The sequence below is a fragment of the Streptomyces phaeolivaceus genome (assembly GCF_009184865.1).
Classification (GTDB): Bacteria; Actinomycetota; Actinomycetes; order Streptomycetales; family Streptomycetaceae; genus Streptomyces; species Streptomyces phaeolivaceus.
Map to the genome: position 1 here is coordinate 4,751,313 of NZ_CP045096.1, position 25,889 is coordinate 4,777,201.

A 25,889-nucleotide genomic window follows, 5' to 3' on the forward strand; every position below is an offset into this window, starting at 1 on the left:
GGGCTGCCGCCCCCAGGCCCCCGCCGTGGGATGGGGGCCTGGGTGGGTCCGTTCCTTCGCGTTCGTCGTGGCTTGTCGCGCGGTTCCCCGCGCCCCTCAGGGGCGCGTCGCCCCCGCGCCCAGGGCTCCCCTCTGGGGGGTGATGCCTGCCGGTACGGCTCGTTGTCCGGCGGGGGTGCCTGTCCAGCAGGTGCCTCGGCGGGAGAGGAGGCGGCGCAGCCAGAGTTCGAGGGCGACCAGGTCGGCGAGGCCGTCCAGGGGGAGGGGTTCGCCCTCGGCGGCGGCGCGCAGGGCCTTGCGGACGACTCGGGCCTCCACCAGACCCGCCTGGGCGAGGAGGGGGGTGTCGAAGAGGGTGATGAGAGTGTCGGCGGCCACGCGGAGGCCGGTGCGGGCGGCGGCGTGGGAGCTGGCGTGGGAGGGGGCGCCCCAGCCGGGCGGGAGGTCGGTGACGCCGGCGCCCTCCAGGACCGTACGCAGGATCGCGGCGCGGGCGCCCGGCTGGACGCGCAGGGCCTCGGGGAGGGCGCGGCAGGCGCGGACGACCTGGTTGTCGAGGAAGGGGGTGTGGAGGCGTTGGGAGCGGACCTCCGCGGCCTGTTCGAGGACGCGGATGTCGGTGGCGTACCGGGCCAGGGCCGCTCGGGCGCGGAAGTCGCCGGGGCGCTGGCCGGGGCCGACGGAGGGGCGGCCCGTCGTCGCGCCCAGGCGAATCGATACTTCTGCCAATGCCTCGCCGGTGAGCCAGCGGGCGGCGGGGCCCGGTCTGGCCCATGTCAGGGCGGCGAGCGAGGCGCCCACCGCGCCGCCCGGCTCCTCGAAGCGGCGCTGCATCAGACGGGTGGCGAGGACCTCGACGCCGGAGCGGTACGGGGTGCGGGACAGCTTGCGCGCGGCGCTGTACACGCGCGCGGGGACCATCACCGAGCCGTCGGCGCGGGCGAGGGCTGCGACCGGGCGGACGAGGTGGCGGCGCTTGCGGTCCATCAGGAGGTCGGCGAGGCGGGCGGGGTGGGCGTCCAGGACCTGGCGGGCGCCGTAGCCGGTGAAGTGGTCCGCGCTGCCGGAGGCGAGACGGGCGCGATGGCGGGCGGCCGTCACCAGGGAGGGGCCCGGCTCGTCGGTCAGGGGGACTTCGAGGTCGGCGTACGGGAGGACCTCCTCGCCGCCCGTCACGACCACGTGGTGGAGGCGGGGGTTGGCGGCGAGCGTGCCCGCGCGCTCCAGTTCGGTCTCGCGGCCGGAGGTGGCCAGATCGTTGAAGGTGACGGCGAGGAGGCGTTCGCCGGCGCCCGTGCCGTGGCCGAGGACCGTGCCGGGGGCGCCGGGGAGGCCCGCGGCGAGCAGGGCCAGGGTGCCGGAGGCGGGGCCGCCGGAGACATCGGCGCCGATGCCGGGGACGGGCATGCCCCGGGCGGCGCGGCGCTCGGCGGGGCCCATGCCGGGGACCGGGCCGGGGTCGACGTCGGGCACGTGCCGGGGGGCGGACAGGCGCACCCGTACGGACTCCACGAGGGCGTCGCGGACGGCGTCCACCGCGCTGGCCGGGTCGGCGGAGGGGGCGGCGACCGCGAGGGAGGCGACCGGCTCGTAGCCGGCGATCTCTCGCGCCCCGGCGCGCAGGATCAGTGCGTGCCCCGGGGGAATGCGGCGCACGCCGTCGTACGGGGTGGAGTCGTGGAGGGCGTCCGGTACGTCGGGGGCGGCCAGCAGGGCGGCCAGATGCCCGAAGTCGAGGTTGGCCTCGATGAGGTCGGCCAGCGGCAGTGCGGCCGTCGCGTACGCCGTGCCGCCCGACCAGGGGGTGTAGAAGACCGGGCGCGCGCCCGCGAGGTCGCCGCAGACCGTCAGCCGGCGGCCGACCTGGACGACGGCGGTGTAGCTGCCGGGCCAGGCGGTGAGATGGCGCAGGGCGCCGCCGCGCGCGGCGAACAGGCCCACGCGCAGCTGCTCGTCGGAGGCGCCGCAGATACCGAGGACGGCGATGCGCGTCTGGGCGTCGGCCTGTACGACCCGCACCTCGTCGGGGCGCCAGTCGCCGACGGCCCACAGTGGATCGGGGTCTCCCCACAGGAGGTGCGAGCCGACCGGATGCACGGTCTCGCCGTCGAGTCCGGTGGCCCCGGCGGAACCGAAGGCGGGCGCGCCAGCGGCGGTACTGCTCCATCCCACCAACCACCGCATCGACGCCTCCACAGGCTGTGGACAACCGGTGCACCGTACGAACGGTCCCCATGCTGCCACGAAGGAGGCTTGCCGGAGGGCGTGCGGCGCGGCTTGCGCACCGGCAAATGCGCCCCTGGGGAGCCTCCAGTGCTCCCCCGTCACACCCTCAAGTCGCCCTGGACGAGAGGTCGGAGAGGGAGGGAGGAAGGGTGGAGGCGGAGTGGTCGACAAAGGCGGACCCCGGGTCTACGACGTGAATGCGCCCCCGGTACGCTCCCCCAAAACATCCAACGCGCCCTCAACAGACGTGGTCGGAGCGGTATTCACCCTCGACAACCACCGTCGATTTTCGGCCAAATCGGCCCCGCAGGGCGAAGTCGACCCGCGCTCCGTACCACCCCCGATGACGACACAGCGTCAACACACAGTCCGGGAGGCGGAGTTCGCCTCCCGGACCGGTCCGCCGCCCGCGGGGATGTAGGCGGCGGTGTCCCCCAGCCCACTGGATCCAGTACAGCGGGCCGACCCACGCAAGACCATGGAACCGCTCCCCCGATGGCCGGAGAAGAGCGCACGGACAGGCGCACGGCCACACAACGGGAGCACGTGACAACACTCCGTACTTCGCCCGCAAATTCGTACGGACCACAATCCCGCCATCCGGATTTGGGCCCCTTAACGCTTGGGATGCGGCGAACTACGCTGGGTTTACGAATGCCGCGTGCCTATGCCGCCGCGGCAGCCGTCTGTTCGAGGGGTGGCGCAATGTCCAGGGAGCAACGCGGGCCGAACGAAAAGCTCGGCGCCGTTCTCGCCCTCGCGGGAATCAGCAACGCAGGACTCGCTCGTCGCGTCAACGACCTTGGCGCCCAGCGAGGACTGACACTTCGCTACGACAAGACGTCGGTGGCGCGCTGGGTGTCGAAGGGCATGGTGCCGCAAGGCGCCGCGCCCCACCTCATCGCGGCCGCGATCGGCCAGAAGCTCGGCCGCCCGGTGCCGCTCCACGAGATCGGCCTGGCGGACGCGGATCCCGCCCCCGAAGTGGGCCTCGCCTTCCCCCGTGACGTCGGACAGGCGGTGCGCGCGGCGACGGAGCTGTACCGCCTCGACCTCGCCGGCCGCCGCGCGGGCACCGGCGGCATCTGGCAGTCCCTCGCCGGATCGTTCGCGGTGAGCGCGTACGCGACCCCCGCCTCACGCTGGCTCATAACCCCGGCCGACAGTTCGGTGGCGCGCGAGGCGGGCTCCGCGGAGGGCTCCGGGTCGCCCCTGAAAGTCGGCCACAGCGATGTGCGGAAGCTGCGGGAGGCCGCCGAGGACGCCAGGCGCTGGGACTCCAAGTACGGGGGCGGCGACTGGCGTTCGTCGATGGTGCCGGAGTGCCTGCGGGTCGAGGCGGCGCCGCTGCTGCTCGGCTCGTACTCCGACGAAGTGGGGCGCGCGCTGTTCGGAGCGTCCGCGGAACTCACCCGCCTCGCCGGCTGGATGGCCTTTGACACGGGTCAGCAGGAGGCCGCGCAGCGGTACTACATCCAGGCGCTGCGGCTCGCGCGGGCCGCGGCCGACGTGCCGCTGGGCGGGTATGTGCTCGCCACCATGTCGCTGCAAGCGACCTACCGGGGCTTCGGCGACGAGGGCGTCGATCTCGCGCAGGCCGCACTCGAACGCAACCGGGGGCTGGCCACCGCGCGCACGATGAGCTTCTTCCGGCTCGTCGAGGCGAGGGCGCACGCGCGCGCGGGCGACGCGGTGGCCGCCGGGGCGGCCCTCAAGGCCGCCGAGGGGTGGCTGGAGCGGGCCCGGGACGGCGACCACGATCCGACCTGGCTCGGGTTCTACGGCTACGACCGGTTCGCCGCGGACGCGGCGGAGTGCTACCGCGACCTCAAGGCGCCGCGTCAGGTGCGCCGCTTCACCGAGCAGGCGCTGTCGCGGCCGACGGAGGAGTTCGTACGCTCGCACGGGCTGCGGCTGGTCGTGTCGGCGGTCGCGGAGCTGGAGTCCGGCAATCTCGATGCTGCGTGCGAGCAGGGGGTGCGGGCGGTGGAGGTCGCGGGGCGCATCTCGTCCGCGCGCACCACCGAGTATGTGAAGGATCTTCTGCATCGGCTGGAGCCGTACGGGGATGAGCCGCGGGTGATCGAGCTGCGGGAGAGGGCTCGGCCGTTGTTGATGACGCCGGCCTAGGTTTGGGGTGCCTACTCGTCTGCCGGGTTGCTCCTTGTTCGGCGGCTGCGGATTGTTCGTGGCTGGTCGCGCCCACGCGGCGGAGCCGCATGTCGATACGGCCCCGCGCCCGCGCCTCTTTCAGGGCGCGTGACCGGGGTCATGAAGACTCCTTCCGGGTTTGAGGGCATTGTCAGTGGTGCAGTGCACTATCGGAGTCGGGAGGTGGGGCGCGTGCGGAGGCAGGGCGCGTACGACTGCGATGTGCTCGTGGTCGGCGGCGGGATCGTCGGGCTGTCGACGGCGTACGCGATCACGCGGGCCGCGCCGGGCACGCGGGTCACCGTGCTGGAGAAGGAACCGGGCCCGGCCCGGCACCAGACCGGGCGGAACAGCGGCGTCATCCACAGCGGGATCTACTACCGGCCGGGGTCGCTGAAGGCGCGGTACGCGGTCAAGGGCGCCGCCGAGATGGTCAAGTTCTGCGCCGAGTACGGCATCGACCACGCCGTCACCGGGAAGCTGATCGTCGCCACCGAGCGGTCCGAGCTGCCCCGGCTGCACGCCCTGGTGCAGCGCGGGCGGGAGAACGGGATTCCGGTGCGGGAGCTGGGCGCCGCCCAGATCGCCGAGTACGAGCCGGAGGTGCGCGGACTCGCGGCCATACATGTCGGCACCACCGGGATCTGCGACTTCGTGGAGGTCGCCCGGCAGCTCGCGCGCGCCTCCGGCGCCGAGATCCGCTACGGCGCCCAGGTCGAGCGCATCGACCGGCGGGCCTCGCTGGGGGTCGCCGTCCGGATCCGGGGCGGTGACGTCGTACGGGGACGGGTGCTGGTGAACTGCGCCGGGCTGCGCTGCGACGAGGTGGCCCGGATGACCGGGGACGAGCCCGGGATGCGGATCGTGCCGTTCCGGGGGGAGTACTACGAGCTGGCGCGGCCCGAGCTGGTCCGTGGACTCGTGTATCCGGTGCCCGATCCGGCGTTCCCGTTCCTCGGGGTGCATCTGACCCGGGGGATCGACGGGGGTGTGCACATCGGGCCCAACGCGGTGCCCGCGCTGGCCCGCGAGGGGTACGGGTGGGGGACCGTACGGATGCGGGAGCTGGGGGCGACGCTGGCCTGGCCCGGGTCCTGGCGGATAGCGCGGCGGCACTGGCGGTACGGGGCGGGCGAGCTTCGGCGGTCCGTGTCGAAGAAGGCGTTCACCGGGGCGGTACGGCGGCTGCTGCCGGCCGTGTCCGAGGGCGATCTGGTGCCTGCGGCGGCGGGGGTGCGGGCGCAGGCCGTACTGCGGGACGGGACGCTGGTGGACGACTTCCTGATCCGGGAGGGCGCGCGGGCGGTGCATGTGCTGAACGCGCCTTCGCCCGCGGCCACGGCTTCGCTGCCGATCGGGCGGGAGGTGGGGAGGCGGGCGTTGGCGGTGTTGGCTCAGGTGTGAGGGGATCGCTGCCGGGGGTGGGTGGGCTCAGCCTTGCGGGGGGCTCCATCTTGCCGGGGGTGGGTGGGCTCCGCCTTGCCGGGGGTGGGTGGGCTTCGCCTTGCCGGGGGTGGGTGGGCTACGTCTTGCCGGGGGTGGGTGGGCTCCGCCTTGCCGGGGGTGGGTGGGCTTCGCCTTGCCGGGGGTGGGTGGGCTACGTCTTGCCGGGGGTGGGTGGGCTCCGCCTTGCCGGGGGTGGGTGGGCTCCGCCTTGCCGGGGCTGCGTGGGCTCGGCGCACCGGTGGGTTCCACGGCGCCGTAAAATCGGGGCACTGTGTCTGACTCCGCCAATTCCCCTGAGTCCCGCACCCCCGGTGCCTCCCTTCGGCATGCCCGGGGCAAGGGTGAGCCTCGGTTCCCCGATGGGCCCAAGCCCGATCCCGCCGGCTCGCATTTCGAGCGGCGGATCAGGAGTTTCCAGCCTCGGCGGAGCCGGGTGACGACCGGGCAGGCGGACGCGTTGCAGCGGCTGTGGCCCAAGTGGGGGCTCGACATCGACGGGCGGGCGCTGGACCTCGGCCGGCTGTTCGGGGACGAGAAGCCCGTCGTGCTGGAGATCGGGTTCGGGATGGGCGAGGCCACCGCGCGGATGGCCGCCGACGACCCGGAGACCAATGTGCTCGCCGTGGATGTGCACACGCCGGGCCAGGGGAACCTGCTGAACCTCGCGGACCTGGACGGGCTGTCCAATGTGCGGGTGGCCAATGGGGACGCCATCATCCTGCTGCGGGAGATGCTCACGCCCGACTCGCTGTCCGGGCTGCGGGTCTACTTCCCCGACCCCTGGCCGAAGAAGCGGCACCACAAGCGGCGGCTGATCCAGGAGGAGTTCCTCACGCTCGTCGCGTCACGGCTCCGGGCGGGGGCGATCGTGCACTGCGCGACGGACTGGGAGCCGTACGCCGAGCAGATGCTCGAAGTGCTGACCGCGCACCCCGAGTTCGAGAACACCCGGGCCGACGGCGGGTTCGCGCCACGTCCCGGGTTCCGGCCGCTGACCCGTTTCGAGGGACAGGGACTGGACAAGGGTCATGTGGTGAACGATCTGCTCTTCCGCCGCGTACAGCAGCCCGAGTCCGGCTGCGGCTGAGCCGACGGGTGCCGCAGGGTGCCGGCAGTGCGGTTCCGACAGGTGCCGACAGGTGCGGTGCCTACAAGTGCGGTGCCGACAGGTGCGGTGCCGACAGGTGCGGTGCCGACAGGTGCGGTCCGGCTGGGCGTACCACGCGCCGTCGCGGGCGGCGTCCCTTCCTCGTTAGGGTCGATGTAATGGCCACCAGTCCCCCCTACCCGACGCACCCCAGCGGCCCGGCCGGTGGGTATGTGTTCAGGCCCACGCGCTGGTGGCAGCGGAAGAGCGTCAGATACACGGCGCTGATAGGGCTGCTCGGGCTCTCCGGGCTCGTCATCCTCGCGCTCGTCCGGGAACAGACCGGCACGGAGGGGTTCCTTGTCGGGCTGGGGCTCGCGGTGCTGCCCGTGCCGTTGCTGATGGCCGCGTTCCGGTGGCTGGACCGGGTGGAGCCGGGACCCTGGAAGAACCTGGTGTTCGCGTTCGCCTGGGGGGCGTGCGCGGCGGCGCTGATAGCCATCGTGGCGAACAGTTTCGCCACGCGGTGGATAGCCACGGCAACCGCCGATCCCACGCATGCCGACACGCTCGGCGCCACCGTCATAGCGCCCGTGGTGGAGGAGACCGCCAAGGCCGCGGCCGTCTTACTCGTCTTCCTGTTCCGCAGGCGGGACTTCACCGGGATCGTGGACGGGGTGGTGATCGCGGGGTTCACCGCGACCGGGTTCGCGTTCACCGAGAATATTTTGTACCTGGGCACCGCGTTCGGGACGGATCAGCTCAGTGGGGGGAGCGGGCTGGCGTCGGTCACCGCCGCCACGTTCTTCGTGCGGGTGATCATGTCGCCGTTCGCGCATCCCCTGTTCACCGTGCTGACCGGGATCGGGTTCGGGATCGCGGCGTTCTCCGCGGAGTGGCAGCGGGGGCGGCGGGTGCTCGTGCCGGTGGTGGGGCTGGTGCTCGCCATGGGGATGCACGCGGTGTGGAACGGGTCGGCGACGTTCGGGGAGTACGGGTTCTTCGCGGTGTACGCGGCGTTCATGGTGCCGGCGTTCGGGTTGCTGACGTGGTTGGTGATCTGGGCTCGGCAGCGGGAGTTGCGGACCGTGCGGGAGGAGTTGCCGGCGTATGCGGCGGCGGGGTGGCTGACGCCGGCCGAGCCGTTCGTGCTGGGGTCGATGCGGGCTCGGCGGGTGGCGCGGGAGTATGCGGCGCATCACTTCGGGAAGGCGGGGGCGCGGTCGATCGCCGAGTACGAGGTGTACGCGACGCGGTTGGCGTTTCTGCGGCGGCGGGGGCGGCGGGGGTGGGCCGGGGGTGACTTCGCTCTGCGGGAGCGGGAGTTGTTGTTCGAGCTGTGGCGGAGGCGGGAGGTGGCTCGGTCGGCCATGGGGTTTGCGGGGCGGGAGGTGGGGGCCGGGGGGTGGTCCGGGTATGGGTACGGCGGTGGGTACGGGTACGGCGGTGGGTACGGGTACGGCGGTGGGTACGGGTACGGCGGGTATGGGTCGGGGTATCCGCAGCCTGTGGGCTACGGGGTGTCGGCTTATGCCGTGTACAACCCGTATCGGTCCTAGGGGCGTGGGGGCGTGGGGGCGTGGGTGGGTCGGGGGCGCGCCGGGGGGTGTCCGTCCTCGGAACGGCGCGGAATCGGTTGGCTGAGAAGTGGGACGAGTTGACGCGCCAACCGCTGCGGGCGGACACCCCCCGACACGCCCCCTTCTCGCCGTACGCCCCTGACCCGCCGTACGGGGTGCCCGCGGCTATAGCCGCGGGCAATCGTGCCGCTGGGGCGGCACGGGTGGGCGCAGGCGGTGCCCCGTGAGCGCCGGGTCGCGCGACCCGGCTCGGCCCGGCACCGGCCGCCGGGTGCCATGTGCAACGAGAGGCGGATCCCGACGGCCGTAGGCGGACGTACGCTGTCGTAGGCGGACGTACGCTGTCGTAGGCGGACGTACGCTGTCGTAGGCGGACGTACGCGGCCATAGGCGGACGTACGCTGTCGTAGGCGGACGTACGCGGAGTTGGGTCGGAGTTACGCCGATGCCTTGGTCAGGTGGGTCAGTTCCTCGGGGGTCAGGGTGAGGTCGGGGACGGCCAGGAGGGCCGGGAGTTGGTCGAGGGTGCGGGCGGAGGCGATGGGGGCGGCGACGGTCGGCTGGGCGGCGAGCCAGGCCAGCGCCACGGTCGCGTGGGCGGCACCCCGGGCCTCGGCGATCTCGTCGAGCGCGGCGAGGACCCGCGTACCGGTCGGCGTTTCGAGGTAGGCACCCGCGCCCGCCGCCCGGGGGCTGTCGACGGTCGTGCCGGGGCGGTACTTGCCCGTGAGGAAGCCCTTGGCCAGGCCGAAGTACGGGACGGCGGAGAGGCCCGCGTCGGCGGCGACGGTCTGGAGGGCGCCCTCGTAGGTGTCGCGGGAGACCAGGTTGTAGTGGGGCTGGAGGGCGACATAGCGGGCCAGGCCCTCGGCGGCCGAGAAGTCCAGGGAGGCCTTCAGGCGCTCGGGGGTGATGTTGGACGCGGCTATCGCGCGGACCTTGCCGGCCTTCACCAGCTCGTCGAGGGCGGTGATGATCTCCTCGACGGGCACCTCGGGCTGGTCGAAGTGGGTGTAGTAGAGGTCGATGTAGTCCGTGCCGAGGCGGGCGAGGGAGGCGTCGGCCGCGGCCTTGATGTTGGCCGCCGTCAGGCCCGGGTACTCGGGGTGCTGGCTCACCTTGGTCGCGATGACCACGTCGGCGCGGTTGCCGCGAGCCTTGACCCACTTGCCGATGATCCGCTCGGACTCACCGCCCTCGTTGCCCTCCACCCACGCCGAGTAGGCGTCGGCCGTGTCGACGAAGTTGCCCCCGGCCGCCTTGTAGGCGTCGAGGACGGCGAAGGACTGTGCCTCGTCCGCCGTCCAGCCGAAGACGTTGCCCCCGAGGGAGAGCGGGAAGACCTCGATGTCGGACGTGCCCAGCTTGCGAAGAGAAGTCATGTAGGGCGTCAACCCCCGGCCCGGACCCTCGCATTCCGCCCCACCATGAACAGCACGTGAAGGGAGGAGAGAGAAGGGGAGAGAGGGGGGGAGAGAGGGGGAGAGGGGGAGGGGGAGGGGGAGGGGGAGGGGTGCCTCGTCCTCTTACCGTCCCGTCTCGCCCCGGCATGGCGAACGCCGCGTAGGCCCGTGGCCCGCGCGGCGTCGTTGTTGTTGTGCTCCGGGGAGCGGGGGTGGTCCTACGGGGTGACGCCCTTGCTGCGGAGCCAGGCCGCCGGGTCGATGCCGCTGGCCGAGCCGCCGGGGTGGACCTCCATGTGGAGATGGGCGCCGGTGACGTTGCCGGTGGCGCCCACGCGGCCGATGACGTCGCCGGTGGTGACCTTCTGGCCGACGCTAACGCCGATGGAGGACTGGTGGGCGTACCAGATCTCGGTGCCGTCATCGAGGGTGAGGACGGTCTTGTAGCCGTACGAGCCCTCGTAGCCGGCCTGCGTGATCGTGCCGCTGCCGACGGCCTTGATCAGGGTGCCGGTGGGGGCCGCGAAGTCCAGGCCGGTGTGGTAGCCGGAGGACCAGTACGGGCCCGCCTGGCCGAAGGTGGAGGTGAGGGTGTAGGAGGAGGTGGGAAGCGTGAACTGGCCCGCGAGGGCCGCGATGCGTTCAGCTTCCTTCTTCTTCTCCGCCTCCTCGGCCGCCTTCTTCTCGGCGGCGGCCTCCTTGGCCTCGGCTTCCTTCTTCTCCTTGGCGGCCTGCTCGGCGGCCTTGTCCGCGGCGGCGGTCTGGGCGGCCTCGGCGGCGGCCTTGTCGAACGCGTCCTGCTGGGACTCGGCCTGCGCGATGATCCGGGCGCGCAGCGCCTCACCGGCGTCCGCCGTGCCCTGGGCGGTGTCGGTGGCGATCAGACCGGCGTTGCTGAGCGGGGAGGTGGAGGCCTCGGGCTCCGGCGTCTCGGCCTCGGGCTCGTCCTCGAAGACCGAGCCGACGTTCGGCATGTCGGGCATCGAGATGGAGACCGGGGCCTTGCCGGACTGCGCGCTCGCCATACCGGCTCCGCTGACGGCGGCTATGACACCGACGCCGAGAACCGTGGAGCTGCGGGCCAGTCCGCCACGGGCGAGTACGCCGCGCGGCTTGGCGACACGGTGCCGGCCGCGAACGGGACGCAGGGTGTCCTCGCTGGGATTCCACTCCTGCCAGGGGCCCTCGTTGTCGCTGCTGTAGCTGCCGTAACCGAACGTCTGGCTCTCGCCTTCGCGTTGGGTCGGCACGAACGGGGCTTCGGTCGCGGACCGGTTCGACGCCACGTGGGCGTACTCCTTCCTTCCTCCTCGCCTACCGGGTTAGCTGACGGGTTCGGAGCAGGAAGGTCTCCTACGCGCGTAAACCGGACGTGCGTACTGCCACGGCGGTTTCCGTGCGATTCACCCCAGGGTGGTGGTTCCCCGGTTCCCTTGCGGGATTCGGCGCGTGAGCACGGAGCCGTCTCTTGTGACGGCTGGGACGACCGCGCTGCGTTATCGAACGTTAATAGACACGAGTGCTCCATTCCAAGCTGTTCCGAATGATCGTTCCGGCTTTCGCGCTGGACTTTACGGGTCATGAGGGGCCGAAAACGGGCGAGTTGGCATTGACTCACGAGTAACAGTTGTCCTGACGGTACGTCAGTTGTTATACGCAGGACGGTCGGACGGGCACGCTCGGTGACATCGAACAGATGGGAGGCGCGAGATGTGAGAGACGTGAGAGACGTGTGTGCGGGGGCGGGTGTGCGGAGGGACGTGTGTGTCAGGGGCGGTGGACCACCAAGAGGGCCATGTCGTCCGTCGTACGGCCGCCCGTGTGCCGGCGCACCTCCTCCGCCAGGGTCGTCAGCAGGGCGTCCGGGGTGGAGAAGGCGCGGCCGGACAGGCGGGCGGCCGGGTCGTAGAAGACACCTCGCGCGTCCCTCGCCTCGGAGAGGCCGTCGGTGTGGAAGAGCAGCGTGGCGCCGGGCGGGAAGTCGGTCTCCTCCGCGCGGTCGGGCCAGGTGGCCAGGTCCTGCATGCCCAGCGGGAGCGCGGGCCGCGGGGCGTCCAGGGTGCGCAGGGTGCCGTCGGCGTACAGCAGCAGGGGGGACGGATGGCCCCGGTTGACGATCCGGGCGCGGCCGGCGCCGTGCGGGAACTCCGCCAGTACGGCCGTCACGAACCCCTCGTACTTCACCGCCGCGTCCCGGCGCGCGGCCTCCCGCCGGGTGCTCTCGCGGGCCAGTGCCCGTTCCAGCCGCTGGGCCACCGCCTCGAGCGTCGACTCCTGTTCGGCCGCCTCCCGGAACGCGCCGATCAGCACCGCCACCGCCGACACCGCCCCCAGCCCCTTGCCGCGCACATCGCCGACGACCAGCCGTACGCCGTGGGGCGAGTCCTGCACCGCGTACAGATCGCCCCCGATCGACGCCCCGGCCTGCGCCGCCTCGTACCGCGCGGCGATCTCCAGCCCGCCGATCCGCTCCTGCGGCACCGGCAGTACGGCCCGCTGCGCCGCCTCGGCGATCTCCCGGGCGGTCGCGAGCCGGGCGTCGCTGCGGCGGACGAGACGGTTGATCAGTACGGCCAGTACGGCGACGGTGGCCACCGTGGCGATCTCGGTGATCGCGTCCACATGGCCCGCGTCGTCGTAGACGATCCGTACGGCGGTGATGCCGGCGACCGAGACGACGCCGGTGATCACCGTGCCGTGCAGCGAGAAGAGCGGGGCCGCCACCAGGGGCGCGGCGGTGAAGAAGGGGACCGCCGTGAACTCGCTCGGGGTGAAGTGGTCGTAGAAGAGGCCGATGGCGATCAGCAGTGCGGGGACGACGCGGACGAGCGCACGGGCGTACGAGAACCGCCACCCGCCCGGCTCCCTCACGCCCTCCGCGCCCTCTCGCTGCCCCACGGATACAGGGTTTCCGGCGGCCGGGAACCGGGCTACTCGGCGGGGCCGAGTGGGCTAGCTAGGGCCTGTCTGACAATTCCCGTCGTCGCCCGGAGGGCGGCGTCGCGGCGTCGTGGGGGTACCTCCCGGTCGAGCGAAGCCGAGAGTGGGGGAGCGTGCATGGCGTCGCGAGGCAGGCGGGAATTGTGAGACAGGCCCTGGCGGGGGCGCGGGTGGGGTTTGTCAGCCGGCTGTCAGGCCCGTGAGGCCCGTCAGTTCCGGCAACGGCAGGGTGTGCTGCGTCTGGAGGACCTTCGCGCGGAGGTAGCGGACGTTGTGCGCGGTGGTGAAGACACCCGTGGGGACGCGGTGGCGGACGCCGACGCCCAGGTCGCGGAGTTGCCGCGCCTTGTCGGGGTTGTTGGAGAGCAGGTCCAGTTCGTCGATGCCGAGGGCACCGAGCATCTGGGCCGCCGCCGTGTAGTCGCGGGCGTCCTCCGGCAGGCCGAGCGCCGCGTTCGCCTCGTAGGTGTCGAGGCCCTGGTCCTGGAGGGCGTACGCGTCGAGCTTGTTGTAGAGGCCGATGCCCCGGCCCTCCTGGCGGAGGTAGAGGAGGACACCGCCGCGGTCGGCTATCCGCTCCACCGCCTCGCGCAGCTGCGGGCCGCAGTCGCAGCGGGCCGAGCCGAAGACATCGCCGGTCAGGCACTCGGAGTGCAGCCGGACCAGCGGGGCCGTGCCCGGGTCGGGGTCACCGAGGACGATCGCCAGGTGCTCCTGCTCGTCGACGAGGCCGTGGAAGGTGACCAGTTCGGCGTCGACGCCGTAGCCGTCCTGGAAACGCAGCGGTACCCGGACGCGGGCACGCGGGGTGGCAGCGGGAAAGTCGGGCATGCGGTTCTCCGGTCCTGGTGCGGGCGTCGCTGTGCTTCAGTTTTGAAGCACAGCGCTCGCAGCGACTCTAACCCGTGCTTCAAATTTCAAGCAACCGGATTGGGGCGGCCTCACATTCCCGCAACAGCGGGAGGGTTTTTCGCGGTGCCCCCGCGGCCGGGTCGGCCTAGCGGCCCGACTGGCCCGACTGGCCCGACTGGCCTGGGTTACCTGGGTTACCTGGGTTACCTGGGTTACCTGGGTTACCGGGGTTACCGGGGTTACCGGGGTTACCGGGGTTACCGGGGTTACTGGGGTTACTGGGGTTACCTGAGTGACCGGACTGGCTCGACGGGCATGCTCGGCGGCGCCACGGCAGGTCTTCGGAGCCGGTCGACGCCCTCGGGTCGTCGCCCTGGATCGCGCCCGCGATGGCCGCGCAGATCTCCTCGAACTGGCCGATCTGCTCAGGGCTGAGATGGTCGAAGACCGCCTTGCGGACCGTCTCGACATGACCCGGCGCCGTGCGCTCCAGCAGGGCCATGCCCTTGTCGGTGAGCACGGCGACACTGCCCCGCTTGTCCCACTGGCAGTCCTCGCGCCGCACCACACCGTCCTTCTCCAGCCGGGTCACGGCGTACGTCAGCCGGCTGCGGGTGATCTTCTGGTGCTCGGCGAGATCGGTCATCCGCATCCGGCGTTCGGGCGCCTCGGAGAGGGCGGCCAGCACGGAGTAGTAGAGGTGCGGCAGGCCGGCCTCCTGCTGGAGCTGCCGGTCGAGCGCGTCCTCGAGGAGTGAGCTCGCGGCCACGTAGGCACGCCAGGCACGCTGTTCCTCGGGGGTGAGCCAGCGGGTCGTCATATTTACAGTGTAGTTATTGTTTAAAACTTGAACCAACCCCGCCGTCCTCATCAGGGAGCGCCGCCCATGCCCCAGCCCTACGTCCTGTTGTCCGCCGCCGTCTCCCTCGACGGCTACCTGGACGACACCGGGCCCGAACGGCTACTGCTCTCCGGCCCGGCCGACTTCGACCGGGTCGACGAGGTGCGGGCGGCGAGCGACGCCATCCTGATCGGCGCCGGCACCCTGCGCACCGACAACCCCCGGCTACTGGTCAACTCCCCCGAGCGGCGCGCGGCCCGGGTCGCCGCCGGGCTCCCGGAGTACCCGCTGAAGGTCACCGTCAGCGCCACCGGCGATCTCGACCCGGCGGCACGGTTCTGGCACACCGGCGGCGAGAAGGTCGTGTACACGACGGACAAGGGCGCGGAACGGCTGGAGCGGCTGCGCGCGGCGGGCCTGCCTACCGGACCGAACGGCGCGGACGTGGTCCCCGTCGGCCCCGAACTGGAGTGGTCGGCCGTCCTCGACCACCTCGGCGACGTACGCGGTGTCCGGCGCCTCATGGTGGAGGGCGGCGGCCGGGTGCACACCCAGTTGCTCCAGCAGGGGCTCGCGGACGAGGTGCAGCTGGCCGTCGCGCCGATCTTCGTGGGCGAGGCCGACGCGCCACGGCTGTTCGGGACGGGCGCCTACCCCGGGGGGCCGAAGAGCCGGCTGCGGCTGCTGGAGACCCGGCCGGTCGGCGACATCGTCCTCATCCGGTACGCGCCCAGCGTCCCCGGCACCGGCCCGGCCGCCTCCCCCGCCGACCGGCACTGGCTGGCCCTGGCCTGCGAACTGGCCGCCGAGTGCCCGCCCTCACGGACCGCGTTCAGTGTGGGCGCGGTCGTGGTCGCGGCGGACGGTACGGAACTGGCCCGCGGCCACTCCCGCGAGGGCGGCGACCCCGTGGTCCACGCCGAGGAGGCCGCCCTCGCCAAGATGGACCCCGCCGATCCGCGCCTCGCCTCCGCCACGGTCTACAGCAGCCTGGAACCATGCGCCCGCCGCGCCTCCCGGCCCACACCCTGCGCCCGGCTCGTCCTCGACGCGGGCATCCGCCGCGTCGTCACGGCCTGGAGAGAGCCGGACACGTTCGTGGTGGACGCGGCGGCGGGGAACGCGGTGTTGGCGGCGGAGGGGGCTGTGGTTGTGGTGGTGGAGGGGTATGAGGGGGCGGCGAAGGCGCCTAACAAACATTTGGCTGGTTGAGCAAGTGTTTGGTCGGGGCCTAACAAACGTTTGGTGGGGCTTGCTCAAACGTTTGGCCGGTGTCTAACAAACGTTTGGTCCGCCTAACAAACGTTAGGGCAGGGCCTAACAAACGTTTGGGCAACCGGGTGAACCCCCGGCGAGCACCGGCCGGCATTAACCCGTGTGCTTCGGGTCCCGCGGATGGCGTACACTGGTTTCAACGACGCGGGGTGGAGCAGCTCGGTAGCTCGCTGGGCTCATAACCCAGAGGTCGCAGGTTCAAATCCTGTCCCCGCTACTGAAGGCCTGGGGCCGGAATCCGATGAGGATTCCGGCCCCAGGTGTTTTGCGTGGCGCGCCGCCCCGTCGGCGCGGTCCACCTCACCGGCGGGCCACCTCACCGGCGGGCCGCCGCCACCGCGTCCGTGTACAGCTCGCGGGTGAGATCCCCCGGGGCGATGCCCAGGTCGTCCAGTACGGCGCGGATGTCGTCGAGGGCCGCTGTGACCTCGGACTCCTCCTCGACCAGGGTCTCGATCTCCAGGAACGTGCCGTCCAGCTCGGGAACCCGTACGAGGGTGGCGAGCATGGGGCGGCCGTACGCCTCGAACGCGTGGCTGCGGCAGTGCTTCTCGAACACGATCGCCGTTTCATAGCCGAGGTGTTCGAGGATGGCGTGCGCGGTCCGCGAGTCCCCGACGTGTGTCTCGTACTCGGGCTTCGAACCGGACGCCTCGTCCACCGTCGCCGCCTTGAAGGTGAGCAGGGTCCGCCGGTCGCCCGTGCCGTGGTTCACCAGGAACCGCAGCCGCAGCTCCTCGTCCCGCGCGCGCAGGCCGCCGTCCGGCAGGTCGTAGTACGTGTCCTGATAGGTCTCCGACCTGCCCTCGGCCCGCTCGTCGAGCGCCCGCGCGACCGCCTCCGGCACCCGGACCCGAGCCTTCAACTCCGCCTCGATCACGCCCCACCCCTCTCCCCACACCCCTCTCCCCACACCTCTGTCCCCACAGCTCTCTCCAAACTGTCTCCCGCGAGCGTCCCGGTGGCCGAGGCATGGATGTGTGGTGGGCGAGGTGGGGCCCTGGTGATCGGTGGGGGCGGGGTCAGCGGCTGACCGCGAAGACCGTGCCGCTGTCGTTGCCGACGTAGACCGTGGCGTCGGTCGCCGTGGGCGAGGAGCGGATGTCCGCGCCCGTGCGGTACGTCCACCGGGACTTGCCGGTGTCGGTCCGTACGGCGTAGAGGTTGCCGTTCTTGCTGCCGACGTACACGTCGTCGCCGAGGACGGTCGGTGAGGAGTAGACGATCGCGCCGACGGTGAACTTCCACTTCTGCTTGCCGGTGACCGCGTCCACGGCGTACAGATTGCCGTCGTCGCTGCCGACGTAGACGACTCCGCCGGACACGGTCGGCGAGGAGCCGACTCCGCCACGGGTGGCGAAGGTCCAGCGGAGTTCGCCGGTGTCGCAGTCGACGGCGTACAGGTTGCCGTCGTAGCCGCCCACGTAGACGACGCGGTCGGCGACCGCCGGTGAGGACTTGACGTCGCCGTCGGTCTCGAAGGCCCAGGCGCGTTCGCCGGTCGCGGCGTCGACGGCGTAGAGCCGGGCGTCCTCGCTGCCGACGTAGACCTTGTTCCAGGCGACGACCGGGGAGGAGCGGATCCGGCCCCCGGCGGCGAACGTCCACTTCCGGTCGCCGGAGCCGGCGTCCACGGCGTACAGCCGTCCGTCGTCGCTGCCCGCGTAGACCACTCCCCCGGCGACCACGGGTGAGGAGTTGACCTCCCCACCGGCGCTGAACTGCCAGCGCTGCTCGCCCGTCCTGACGTCGACGGCGTAGAGGTGGTAGTCGGCGCTGCCGAAGTAGGCCAGACCGCCGGCCACGGCGGGGCAGGTGTAGACGCCGTTGCCCGTGCTGAACTGCCAGCGCGGCTTGCCGGTCTCGGCGTCCAGGGCGTACATGCTCCCGTCCTTGCTGCCCGCGTACACCAGCCCGTTCGTGGCGAGGAGGGCGGGCGCGACCGGGCCTCCGGTACCGCGCTTCCATCTGAGCTTGCCCGGGGCGGACACGCCGTCCGGGTCCTTCAAGGTGTCGTTGTCATTGCCGGTGTCATTGCCGGTGTCATTGCTGTTGCCACTGCCGTTGTCCGAACCGTCGTCGGGGTCCTGATCGCCCCGCCCCAGCAGATACGTCCCCACGCCCACGGCGGCGACGCCCCCCACCCCGGCGAGCGCGGCCAGCACCCGACGCCGGGTCGGAGGCGCACCGACCGCGCCGGGAACAGGCCGAGAGGGCTCGGAGCGAGAGGGCTCGGGCCGAGAGGGCTCGGAGCGCGAAGGCCCCGACCGCTGTGGCTGCTCCGGTGCCCATGGCTGCCCGAGGCGGCCTGGCTGCACGCGAGGCTCCGCGGGCACGCGGGGGTCGATGGACACGCGAGGGTCCACGGCCTCCTCGTACGCCTCCCCCTCGTACGCCTCCCCCTCGTACGTCTCCTCCTCGTACGTCTCCTCCTCGTACGTCTCCTCCTCGTACGTCTCCTCCTCGTACGCCTCCTCCTCGTACGCCTCCTGCGCGTCCGACACCCCCGGAACCGGCACACCTCCTGCCGCGCCCGCCCCTCCCGCCTCCCCGGCGCGTCGTACCGAGGAGGCCACGGAGGCGGGGAGCCAGGCGTCGCCGTGGAGGGCGAGGGTCACGGTGTCCGTGCCGTATCGCGCGTCGGGCGCCGGGAGGATACGGGCGGCGAACTCGGCGAGCAGTTCCGCGACGGTGGGCCGGCGGTCCGGATCCTTGTCGAGGCACCGGCCGAGGAGGGTCCGCAGCCCCATGGGGACGGCGGACAGGCCCGGCTCGTCGTGGACGACCCGGTAGCCGACGCCGAGCGAGGGGCCGGACCCGAAGGCGGCCTCGCCGGTGGCGGCGAAGACGAGTACGCCACCGAGGGCGAACACATCGGCGGCCGTACCGGCCCGGCCGCCCGTCAGTTGCTCGGGCGACATGTACGCGGGGGTGCCGATGACGGCGCCGCTGCGGGTCAGCGAACTCGACCCGGCGGCGATCGCGATCCCGAAGTCGATCACCTTGGGGCCGTCGGGGGCCAGCAGCACATTGGAGGGCTTGAGGTCCCGGTGGACGAGGCCCGCGGTGTGAATGGCCTGGAGCGCCTCGCTCAGCCCGGCGCCCAGGGCGAGCACCGAGGACTCGGGCAGCGGTCCGTGGCGGGCGATGGTGTCGTCGAGCGAGATTCCGGCGACATGGACGGTGGCGAGCCACGGCGGGTCCCCGTACGGATCCGCGTCCACGACCGCGGCCGTGAAGGCCCCGCTGACGGCCCGCGCGGCCGCCGCCTCCCGGGCGAACCGCTGCCGGAACTGGGGGTCGTGGGTCAGCTCGGGCCGAATGGTCTTGACGGCGATCGCACGCCCGCCGGGCGACAATCCGAGATAGACCCGCCCCATCCCGCCCGCACCGAGGCGCCCCACGATCCGGTACGGCCCCACCTGCCGCGGGTCACCGCTCTCCAACGCCTGCGCCATGGGCCCCCTGCCCCCTTCTGAGGGCAATCCACCCCCGGATGCCTTCTCGTCCATGATGTCCGCGACACACGAAATCCGCACCTGACTGTGCGCTCGGACGCATCACAGGGCCAGGAAGGTTCCCGGGCCGGGCTCCCGTCTCTGTCCCTGGACGGAGACGGGACCGTGCCGTCAGGCGTGCGCCCGCGCCGTGAGGTAGGGGTCCCGGCGGAGGACTTCGCGGCTGCCGAGAAGGGTTCCGGCGGCGAGCCCGACGGCGGGCAGCAGCAGTGCGGCGGCGGCCCAGGCCGGTCCGGGCAGGGCGTCCGCGCGGCCGATGGGCAGGCCGAGGAGGTCGCTGAGGGGACCGGCCAGCGCCACGGACGCGCCCGTACCGACGAGCACGCCCACCACCCCGGCCACCCCGCCCGAGAGAACGGCCTCACCGAGCAGGATCCGCCGCAGTTCGGGCCGCCCGGAGCCGAGGATCCGCAGGACGGCGAACTGCCCGATCCGGGCCCGTGTGCTGTCCGCCGCCCGAACCGTCCCGAGCGCGACGGCACCCACCGCCAGCACCAGCACCCCGATCCGCATCGCGAGATCCGCCACCCCGAAGAGGCCGGGCAGGTTGCGTACGCGATCGGACACGGGCGACGCCGAGAACCCCTTCTTCTGCAGCGACTGGGTGGCCGCGGCCACCCGGCTCTGGTGCCCGACGAGCACGACGGCGGACTGCGCGCCCTCTCGCGCCCGGAAGGTCTCCGGTGTCTGCCCGGCCCGTGCCGCGGCCAGCAGCGCGGCCGTCTCCTCCGACAGATAGGCGACGTCGGGGCCGTCGGCCTGCCAGGCGGGGTCGTAGAGGGCGACGACCTTCAGCCTGATGACCTCGGTGGTGCCGGACGCGGCCCCCGTTGCCTTCGTGTACCCGAAGGCGACCGTACGACCGAGGAGCGCGGCGAAGTCGGTCCCCTGCGCGGCGGTCGGCAACACGACCTCCGCCCGGCCGAGGCCGGTGGAGGCCGCCGGGATCCTCCCCTTCACCACGGGCAGGTCGTCCCCCGGCGTCAGTGTGTGGCCGGCCAGGTCGTACGTCCCGTCCTCCTCCGCGTACAGCACGGACGGGTAGTCGGCGACGACCCGCCGTACGCCCGGGACGTGCGCGGCGTCCCGCAGTGCCGAGGTGGTCAGGGACCGGACGGACGCGTCTCCCTCGAACGAGGACAGTTCGATCTGGGTGAGTCCACCCGACCCGAGTACGTCCCGCTCCACGGCGCCGGAGGCCCCCGCCGCCACCCCTGCGGACGTGGTCAACAAGGCGGCCAGGACCGTGAGCGTCGGCAGCGCCCTGCGCAGCGAGCGCCCGTCGCGCGTCCAGGTGTGAAGGCTCCAACGGCTCATCCGAGGCTCCCCTCATGGGCGTTGCGCGGTTCGAGGGCCGACAGCACCCCCGCGTCGAGCACATGGCGCAGGTCGCAGGTCCCGGCGACCGCCGGGTCGTGGGTGACCAGCAGCACGGCCGCGCCCCGCTCCGCGCACGAACGCAGCGCGTCCATCACCGAGTTCGCCGTCCTGGGGTCGAGGCCCGAGGTCGGCTCGTCGGCCAGGATGAGAACCGGCTGCTTCACGGCCGCTCGCGCGACGGCGATACGTTGGCGCTGCCCGCCGGAGAGTTCGGTGACCCGGGAGTCGGCCAGGTCCGCCATGCCCAGGTCGCCTAGGAGCGCATGGGCCGCGGTGCGGTGCCGGGTGAGCCGGGGGCCGAATGCGGCAGCCACGTTCTCCCAGGCGTTGAGGAACGGCAGCAGACCCAGATCCTGCAGAACGATGCCGATCGACCGCCTCCGCAGCAGATCCCGGTCGGCGGCGGCCAGCGCCCCGGTGTCCGTCCCGGTGATGTGCAGGGAGCCCGCAGCCGGGGAGAGGATCAGCCCGAGCAGCGCGAGGAGCGTGCTCTTGCCGGAACCGGACGGTCCCTCGACGGCGGCCGTCGTTCCCGCGCCGAGAGTGAGATCCGCGCGGGTCAGACCGCCGCCGGACGCATAGCTGAAGGCCAGCCCTTCGGCCACGACGGCGGGTGGGGAGGCGGTGTTCATGGGGCGACGTCCTTCTGTGGTGGGGCGGACGGAAACCGGATGTGGGTGGGCTCAGGGTCAGGCGAGGAGGTAGTACGCGGCCCTGGTGGCGTCCGCCGAAGCGGTTCCGCCCGGCGAGGACGCGTACAGGTCGGGGAACCTCGTGTCGCGGTAGCGCCGAAGGAGCCCGGGGAGGTCATCCCAAAGGTCCTGCGGAATGCTCTGCTCGGAGACGAGGGCCGCCTGGACCGCGTCCGAGGCGGTCGGCAGGTCCCCTTCGCGCAGCGACTCGCGCGCCTGGGCGACGAGATGGGTCCCCTCGGTGAGCCGTTCCGCCTGGGCCGTGCATCCGGCGTCCGCGAGCACGACCACGATGCGCAGCGAACGGGCGGACAGGGCCGTCGAGTCGCCGGCCTCGCGCTCCGGCAAGTCGACGGCCGTACGCCCACAACCGAGCCCGAACTCCGCACGGGCCGCCATGACTCCGTACCAACGGCGCTCGTTCTCCGCCGTCAGACGCGTCGGCACCCTCAGCCGAGCGGCCTCCCTCGCCCCCATGTCGGCCTGGGGCCCACAGGTCAGGGCCAGCCGGTGGCACGTCATGGCGAGGAGCAGCCGGTCGGACGGTTCCAGGCCGGTGTCCGAACCCATCCTCGTCAACCGCCGTTCGAGCCAGTACGGCGTACGCTTCTGCTGGGCACTGGCCGTGAGAGCCCGCGCGGCGTTGTACGTGGCGGTCAGCGTCCCCAGCTGGGCCGGTGACTTGGCGACGAGACCGTCGGACCGGACCCGCCCGATCGGCTCGGGGAGCGAACCGGCGGTGCCGCCCGCCGTGTCACCGCCCTCACCTCCGACGGTGAGGGCACGGCGTACCAGCCACCGCGTCTGTGTGTCCGAGTCCGACAAGGACGGCACGAGACAGTCGTACGTCCGCTGAGTCAGCCGCTGCCGCAGCAGGGTGAGAGCGGCCCGTTGGATGGGGTCGGCACCGGTGCAACCCGCTGCCAGTCGCGCATCGGCGCCCCGAAGCACGCGCGTCGCACGGGCCCGTACGCCGACTGCCCGCAACGCCTCCACCGCGTAGAGCGCCGGCACGGCCTGACCGGCACGAGCGGTGTCCGCGGCGAGGGCCCGCACCGTGGCCCGAGGTACCTCGCCGTCCCGTCCCAGGCAGGTCAGGGTCTGGAGGAAGGCGGCCCGTGTGGCGAGCGAGGTGAGGGCGTCATCCGTGGCGTCCGGCGCCCGCAGGTAGCCGAGCGCCTCGCGTCCGGCCCGCTTCCGGAGCCCGGCCCGTTCCAGCACGGCCACCGCGCCGCCGCTCACGGCCGGTCCCGTCCCCCTCAGGGCGAGACACACGTAATGGGCCCGCCATGCCGGGGTGTCCAGGACGTCGCTACGGGCGAGGTCGGCGAGCGGGGCGGGCCGGATCCCGGGCACACCGCGTGCGTCGGCGCCTCCGCGGTGCCGCGTCGCGAGTGCGGCCTCCAGCCGTCCGTACGCCGTCGGGTACAGCGCGGGATCCCGCCCGACGTCGGTACGGGTGGCTCGTACGAGATCGTTCGCTCCGCGCAGAGCGTCGAGTTGTCCGGCCAGGGCACCGCCGGGTGGCACGGGCCGGTCCACCGGCCCGCCGCCGAACACCGAGGCGCCGAGCACCGCGGTGACGGCCGCCACGCCCACGGCGACGAGAACCCGGCCACGACGATCCACGTGCGTCCCCACGGCTCAGTCGTTGGCGCAGGCCGAGGCGAACGCCTTCACACCGGACTTGAAGGCGCCGCCGTCGGAGCAGGTCGTGATGCTGGTGTTGAGCGATCCTCCCGGGTCGGCGATACCGCTGATGTCGGCGATCCAGGTGTTCTTGTTCGTCCAACTGACCTGCCGGGTGCTCTCGCTCACCGACGTACCGCTCGGACTCAGCGCGAGGGTCGCCTGCCAGCCGTTGGCCTTCACCGTGGCCGTGTTGCTGATCTTGCTGACCGTGTACTTCGCACCGCCCTTCATCGTCTTCGTCGACGTCTTGAAGGAGCACTTGTCGGCGTAGGCGTTGCACTGCCACGCGCTGACCTCGACCCGCGCGCCCGTACCGGGTAGTGGCGTCGAACCGGCATCCGAAATAGCCATGGTCGGCACGGCGGACCCCACCCACAGCGTCCCGACGAGCCCCGATGTCAGCAGGATCCTCTTCATCCGCCCCTCCCCCGTTCGCCGCACGCCTCAGGCCTCACCACACGGCCTCGCACATGCAGACATGTCATCCCAACCAGGCGACGAACTGTATATGTTGCGCAAATACTGAAGAGTGACCGAAAAGCGACGCGCATTCGCGTGGCTCACCCAAGGAAAGGACCGTCAAAGGCAGGCAACCCCCGTCATGGACAGCCGCACACGGAAGGACACCTGACCTGTTTCAGCCACCAGCCAGTCGGCATTGTTCACACCTGAGCGTGATGGCGACCGTCGTCAGCGCGGCCCCGGCACCCCCGCAGCCCCCGCGGCTCCCGCAACCCCCGGAAGAACGTGCGGACGTCGGCCGTGAACAGTTCCGGCTGTTCCAGGGCCGCGAAGTGGCCACCTCGGGGGAATTCTGACCAGCCGGCGGTTCCGGCGAGCGGATGTACAGGAAGTGGACGTCCGCGCCGTCGATCACCGTCATGAACTGGGGGAAGCGATTCAGGTGCGCTTCGTGCTCCCGCCAGTCGTAGGCGGTACGCCAGTACGCCGTCAGCTCCTTCAGATACGCGAGCGGCACGCCCTGCGACCAGCCGGGCGCGGTGGCTTGGTCCGGCCACCGGGTGGCGTCGAGCCGTACGGCCAGGTCGTCCAGGTCCGCCTGCGGGATGTCCAGCAGGAAGGGACGGACGTGGCGTCGGACCCTGTCTGCGAGGGCTCACTCATACGCCGCCCCCTCCCCGCCCTGCCCTTTTCCGTCTTCCCCTTCCCTTCCTCTTCTTCCTCTCTGTCGTCGACATGGGCAGAGTGTCGGAGTCGTAGGAGTTACCCGCATGGGCCGCACCGACATGCCCGACCGGGAACCGCGTGCCACGCTCGGATTCGCGCCGCTCGCATCATGCGCGCCGCGAGGAGGCAGTGCGAGGAGGCAATGCGCATGCCGGTCGGCACGACAGGGTCCGAGGCCGCCGCGCCGCCCCCTGATCCGATGAGGCTGCTGCGCAGCCGCGCGTATCTGGTGCTGCTGCTGATGGCCGCGCTGATCGGCGTACCGGTGTCCGCGGTGGCGTTCGGTTTCCTCGCGCTGGTCGGTGAGGTCCAGCCGCTGATCTACACGGATCTGCCCGAGGCGCTCGGGTTCGACGGGACGCCGGTGTGGTGGCCGGTGCCGCTGCTCGCCGTCGGGGGACTGCTCGTGGCGCTGACGGTCCAGTACCTGCCGGGGCACGGTGGCCATGAGCCGACCGCCGGGTTCAAGGCGACCGGCGCGCCCACCCCCGTCGAACTGCCCGGCATCTTCGCCGCCGCGCTGGCGACGCTCTGCTTCGCCGCCGTCCTCGGGCCCGAGGCACCGCTGCTGGCGCTCGGCAGCGGGCTCGCCGCCGGTGCCGTACGGCTGGTCAGACGCGACCCGCCGGAGCGGATGAGCGCGGTGCTGGGCGCGGCGGGCAGTTTCGCGGCCGTCAGTTCGCTGCTGGGGTCGCCGCTGTTGGGGGCGTTCCTGCTGATGGAGGCCTCCGGGCTGGGCGGGCCGATGATGGCGATGGTGCTGGTGCCCGGTCTGCTGGCCGCGGGCGTCGGCGCGCTGATCTTCGTCGGGCTGGGGTCCTGGACCGGGCTGGGCACCTACTCGCTGACCCTGCACGACGTCCCCGAGGCCACCCGCCCGACGGCGGCGGAGTTCGGCTGGGCCCTGGTCATCGGGCTGTCGGCCGCGCTCGTGGGAGCGGGCATCCGCTGGCTCGCCGTGCGGCTCCGGACGCGGGTCGAGCGGCGGCGGTTGCCGGCCACGGTGGTGATGGGCCTGGTCGTGGCGGGACTGGCGATCGGTTACGCGGAGGCCAGCGGCAAGCCGGCGACCGACGTCCTGTACTCGGGGCAGACGGCGCTGGACCCGTTCCTCACGCACAGCGCCGCGTACTCGGTGGGGGCGCTGGCGCTGCTGGTGCTGTGCAAGGGCCTGGCCTACTGCGTGTCGCTCAGCGCGTTCCGGGGAGGCCCGATCTTTCCCGCGATGTTCGTGGGGGCGGCGGGCGGCATCCTCTGCTCCCATCTGCCGGGGCTCAGCCTGATCGCGGGGTTCGCGATGGGCATCGGGGCGATGAGCACCGCGATGCTGCAGCTTCCGCTCGTCTCCGTCCTGCTGGCCACCCTGCTGATCGGGGACCGGGGGGTCACCGTCATGCCGCTGGTGATCGTCGCGGTGGTGGTGTCGTATGTCGCTACGGCGCGGTTGACGCCGGGGAAGGGGACGGGGCAGGAGCCGTCGGGGGCGGGGCGACCGCGGGTGTGAGCTGTCGGTCTCCGGTTCCGGCCGGTTCGGCGCGGTACCGGCCGGCAGGAACCGGAGGCTGAGCATTCGCGGGCTACGCCGACATCCCGCGTCCCGTCGCTTCGGACACGTCAG

The 25,889-nt window shown here is 72.1% G+C and carries 17 protein-coding genes, 1 tRNA gene, 2 pseudogenes and 1 riboswitch; of the genes and pseudogenes, 7 read left to right on the forward strand and 13 right to left on the reverse strand.

Translation table 11 applies throughout. From position 1 onward, the window contains the following. Positions 1-96 precede the first annotated feature (96 nt). Positions 97-2,184, reverse strand: a complete 2,088-nt coding sequence (locus F9278_RS22315) for an asparagine synthase-related protein (RefSeq protein WP_152169928.1) — start codon at positions 2,182-2,184, stop codon at positions 97-99. A 747-nt stretch (positions 2,185-2,931) separates the two neighbouring features. Between F9278_RS22315 and F9278_RS22320 the strand changes: the two genes are divergently transcribed. From F9278_RS22320 to F9278_RS22340, 4 genes are all read left to right on the forward strand, one after another. Beyond that, complete coding sequence (locus F9278_RS22320; protein ID WP_152169929.1) at positions 2,932-4,356, forward strand: MFS transporter; 1,425 nt, start codon at positions 2,932-2,934, stop codon at positions 4,354-4,356. Positions 4,357-4,569: 213 nt separating this feature from the next. Further along, positions 4,570-5,781 carry an L-2-hydroxyglutarate oxidase gene (lhgO, locus tag F9278_RS22325; protein ID WP_152169930.1) on the forward strand — a complete coding sequence of 404 codons (1,212 nt, stop codon included), beginning with the start codon at positions 4,570-4,572 and terminating at the stop codon, positions 5,779-5,781. Between the two features lie 313 nt (positions 5,782-6,094). Next, positions 6,095-6,910, forward strand: a complete 816-nt coding sequence (gene trmB, locus F9278_RS22330; protein ID WP_152169931.1) for a tRNA (guanosine(46)-N7)-methyltransferase TrmB — start codon at positions 6,095-6,097, stop codon at positions 6,908-6,910. Positions 6,911-7,089: 179 nt separating this feature from the next. Beyond that, complete coding sequence (locus tag F9278_RS22340; RefSeq protein ID WP_152169933.1) at positions 7,090-8,469, forward strand: PrsW family intramembrane metalloprotease; 1,380 nt, start codon at positions 7,090-7,092, stop codon at positions 8,467-8,469. A gap of 458 nt (positions 8,470-8,927) precedes the next feature. Here F9278_RS22340 and F9278_RS22350 read toward each other — a convergent pair whose 3' ends face one another. The 5 genes and pseudogenes from F9278_RS22350 to F9278_RS22375 form a co-directional block, all read right to left on the reverse strand. Then, entirely contained in the window at positions 8,928-9,872 is a 945-nt protein-coding gene (locus F9278_RS22350; protein WP_152169934.1) for an aldo/keto reductase, read from the reverse strand. 239 nt (positions 9,873-10,111) lie between these two features. Then, on the reverse strand, positions 10,112-11,179 hold the full coding sequence (locus F9278_RS22355) for a M23 family metallopeptidase (RefSeq protein ID WP_152169935.1): 1,068 nt from the start codon (positions 11,177-11,179) through the stop codon (positions 10,112-10,114). A gap of 10 nt (positions 11,180-11,189) precedes the next feature. After that, positions 11,190-11,351: riboswitch (cyclic di-AMP (ydaO/yuaA leader) on the reverse strand. 309 nt (positions 11,352-11,660) lie between these two features. Next, the gene (locus F9278_RS22360) at positions 11,661-12,791 is read right to left on the reverse strand and encodes a PP2C family protein-serine/threonine phosphatase (protein WP_152169936.1); all 1,131 of its coding nucleotides are present in this window, start codon (positions 12,789-12,791) and stop codon (positions 11,661-11,663) included. 222 nt (positions 12,792-13,013) lie between these two features. After that, a complete protein-coding gene (locus F9278_RS22365; protein ID WP_152169937.1) occupies positions 13,014-13,664 on the reverse strand; it encodes a GTP cyclohydrolase II in 651 nt (216 codons plus the stop codon). A gap of 310 nt (positions 13,665-13,974) precedes the next feature. Beyond that, positions 13,975-14,505, reverse strand: a pseudogene (locus F9278_RS22375) (MarR family winged helix-turn-helix transcriptional regulator); the annotation flags it as partial. Positions 14,506-14,571: 66 nt separating this feature from the next. On the opposite strand from F9278_RS22375, the gene F9278_RS22380 reads away from it, so the two are divergent. Together F9278_RS22380 and F9278_RS22385 are read left to right on the forward strand one after the other, a co-directional pair. Further along, a complete protein-coding gene (locus F9278_RS22380) occupies positions 14,572-15,738 on the forward strand; it encodes a dihydrofolate reductase family protein (protein ID WP_152169938.1) in 1,167 nt (388 codons plus the stop codon). A gap of 206 nt (positions 15,739-15,944) precedes the next feature. Continuing rightward, positions 15,945-16,018, forward strand: a tRNA-Met gene (locus tag F9278_RS22385). 99 nt (positions 16,019-16,117) lie between these two features. On the opposite strand, the gene cyaB is transcribed toward F9278_RS22385, so the two are convergent. The 7 genes and pseudogenes from cyaB to F9278_RS47260 form a co-directional block, all read right to left on the reverse strand. Further along, positions 16,118-16,681 (reverse strand): class IV adenylate cyclase, encoded by a 564-nt coding sequence (gene cyaB, locus F9278_RS22390; protein WP_152169939.1) that lies wholly within the window; start codon positions 16,679-16,681, stop codon positions 16,118-16,120. A 142-nt stretch (positions 16,682-16,823) separates the two neighbouring features. Beyond that, positions 16,824-19,259, reverse strand: a complete 2,436-nt coding sequence (locus tag F9278_RS22395; protein ID WP_193241584.1) for a beta-alanine-activating enzyme beta-propeller domain-containing protein — start codon at positions 19,257-19,259, stop codon at positions 16,824-16,826. A 171-nt stretch (positions 19,260-19,430) separates the two neighbouring features. Next, a complete protein-coding gene (locus F9278_RS22400; protein ID WP_152169941.1) occupies positions 19,431-20,636 on the reverse strand; it encodes an FtsX-like permease family protein in 1,206 nt (401 codons plus the stop codon). Beyond that, positions 20,633-21,331 carry an ABC transporter ATP-binding protein gene (locus F9278_RS22405; protein WP_152169942.1) on the reverse strand — a complete coding sequence of 233 codons (699 nt, stop codon included), beginning with the start codon at positions 21,329-21,331 and terminating at the stop codon, positions 20,633-20,635. Before F9278_RS22405 ends, F9278_RS22400 begins: the two co-directional genes overlap by 4 nt. A 57-nt stretch (positions 21,332-21,388) precedes the next feature. After that, the gene (locus F9278_RS22410) at positions 21,389-23,032 is read right to left on the reverse strand and encodes a hypothetical protein (protein ID WP_226966859.1); all 1,644 of its coding nucleotides are present in this window, start codon (positions 23,030-23,032) and stop codon (positions 21,389-21,391) included. Between the two features lie 3 nt (positions 23,033-23,035). After that, the gene (locus tag F9278_RS22415; RefSeq protein ID WP_152169943.1) at positions 23,036-23,500 is read right to left on the reverse strand and encodes a hypothetical protein; all 465 of its coding nucleotides are present in this window, start codon (positions 23,498-23,500) and stop codon (positions 23,036-23,038) included. 403 nt (positions 23,501-23,903) lie between these two features. Further along, positions 23,904-24,161, reverse strand: a pseudogene (locus F9278_RS47260) (epoxide hydrolase N-terminal domain-containing protein); the annotation flags it as partial. A gap of 258 nt (positions 24,162-24,419) precedes the next feature. Between F9278_RS47260 and F9278_RS22425 the strand changes: the two are divergent. Further along, the gene (locus F9278_RS22425; protein ID WP_193241585.1) at positions 24,420-25,775 is read left to right on the forward strand and encodes a chloride channel protein; all 1,356 of its coding nucleotides are present in this window, start codon (positions 24,420-24,422) and stop codon (positions 25,773-25,775) included. Positions 25,776-25,889 lie beyond the last annotated feature (114 nt).

What these genes read in the sequence shown, in the direction of transcription:
- F9278_RS22380 (WP_152169938.1), top strand. Translation starts at nt 14,572, where the DNA reads ATGCCCCAGCCCTACGTCCTGTTGTCCGCCGCCGTCTCCCTCGACGGC.
- F9278_RS22340 (WP_152169933.1), top strand. Translation starts at nt 7,090, where the DNA reads ATGGCCACCAGTCCCCCCTACCCGACGCACCCCAGCGGCCCGGCCGGT.
- F9278_RS22320 (WP_152169929.1), top strand. Translation starts at nt 2,932, where the DNA reads ATGTCCAGGGAGCAACGCGGGCCGAACGAAAAGCTCGGCGCCGTTCTC.
- F9278_RS22315 (WP_152169928.1), bottom strand. Translation starts at nt 2,184, where the DNA reads ATGCGGTGGTTGGTGGGATGGAGCAGTACCGCCGCTGGCGCGCCCGCC.
- F9278_RS22350 (WP_152169934.1), bottom strand. Translation starts at nt 9,872, where the DNA reads ATGACTTCTCTTCGCAAGCTGGGCACGTCCGACATCGAGGTCTTCCCG.
- F9278_RS22405 (WP_152169942.1), bottom strand. Translation starts at nt 21,331, where the DNA reads ATGAACACCGCCTCCCCACCCGCCGTCGTGGCCGAAGGGCTGGCCTTC.
- F9278_RS22365 (WP_152169937.1), bottom strand. Translation starts at nt 13,664, where the DNA reads ATGCCCGACTTTCCCGCTGCCACCCCGCGTGCCCGCGTCCGGGTACCG.
- F9278_RS22415 (WP_152169943.1), bottom strand. Translation starts at nt 23,500, where the DNA reads ATGAAGAGGATCCTGCTGACATCGGGGCTCGTCGGGACGCTGTGGGTG.
- F9278_RS22400 (WP_152169941.1), bottom strand. Translation starts at nt 20,636, where the DNA reads ATGAGCCGTTGGAGCCTTCACACCTGGACGCGCGACGGGCGCTCGCTG.
- F9278_RS22395 (WP_193241584.1), bottom strand. Translation starts at nt 19,259, where the DNA reads ATGGCGCAGGCGTTGGAGAGCGGTGACCCGCGGCAGGTGGGGCCGTAC.
- F9278_RS22425 (WP_193241585.1), top strand. Translation starts at nt 24,420, where the DNA reads ATGCCGGTCGGCACGACAGGGTCCGAGGCCGCCGCGCCGCCCCCTGAT.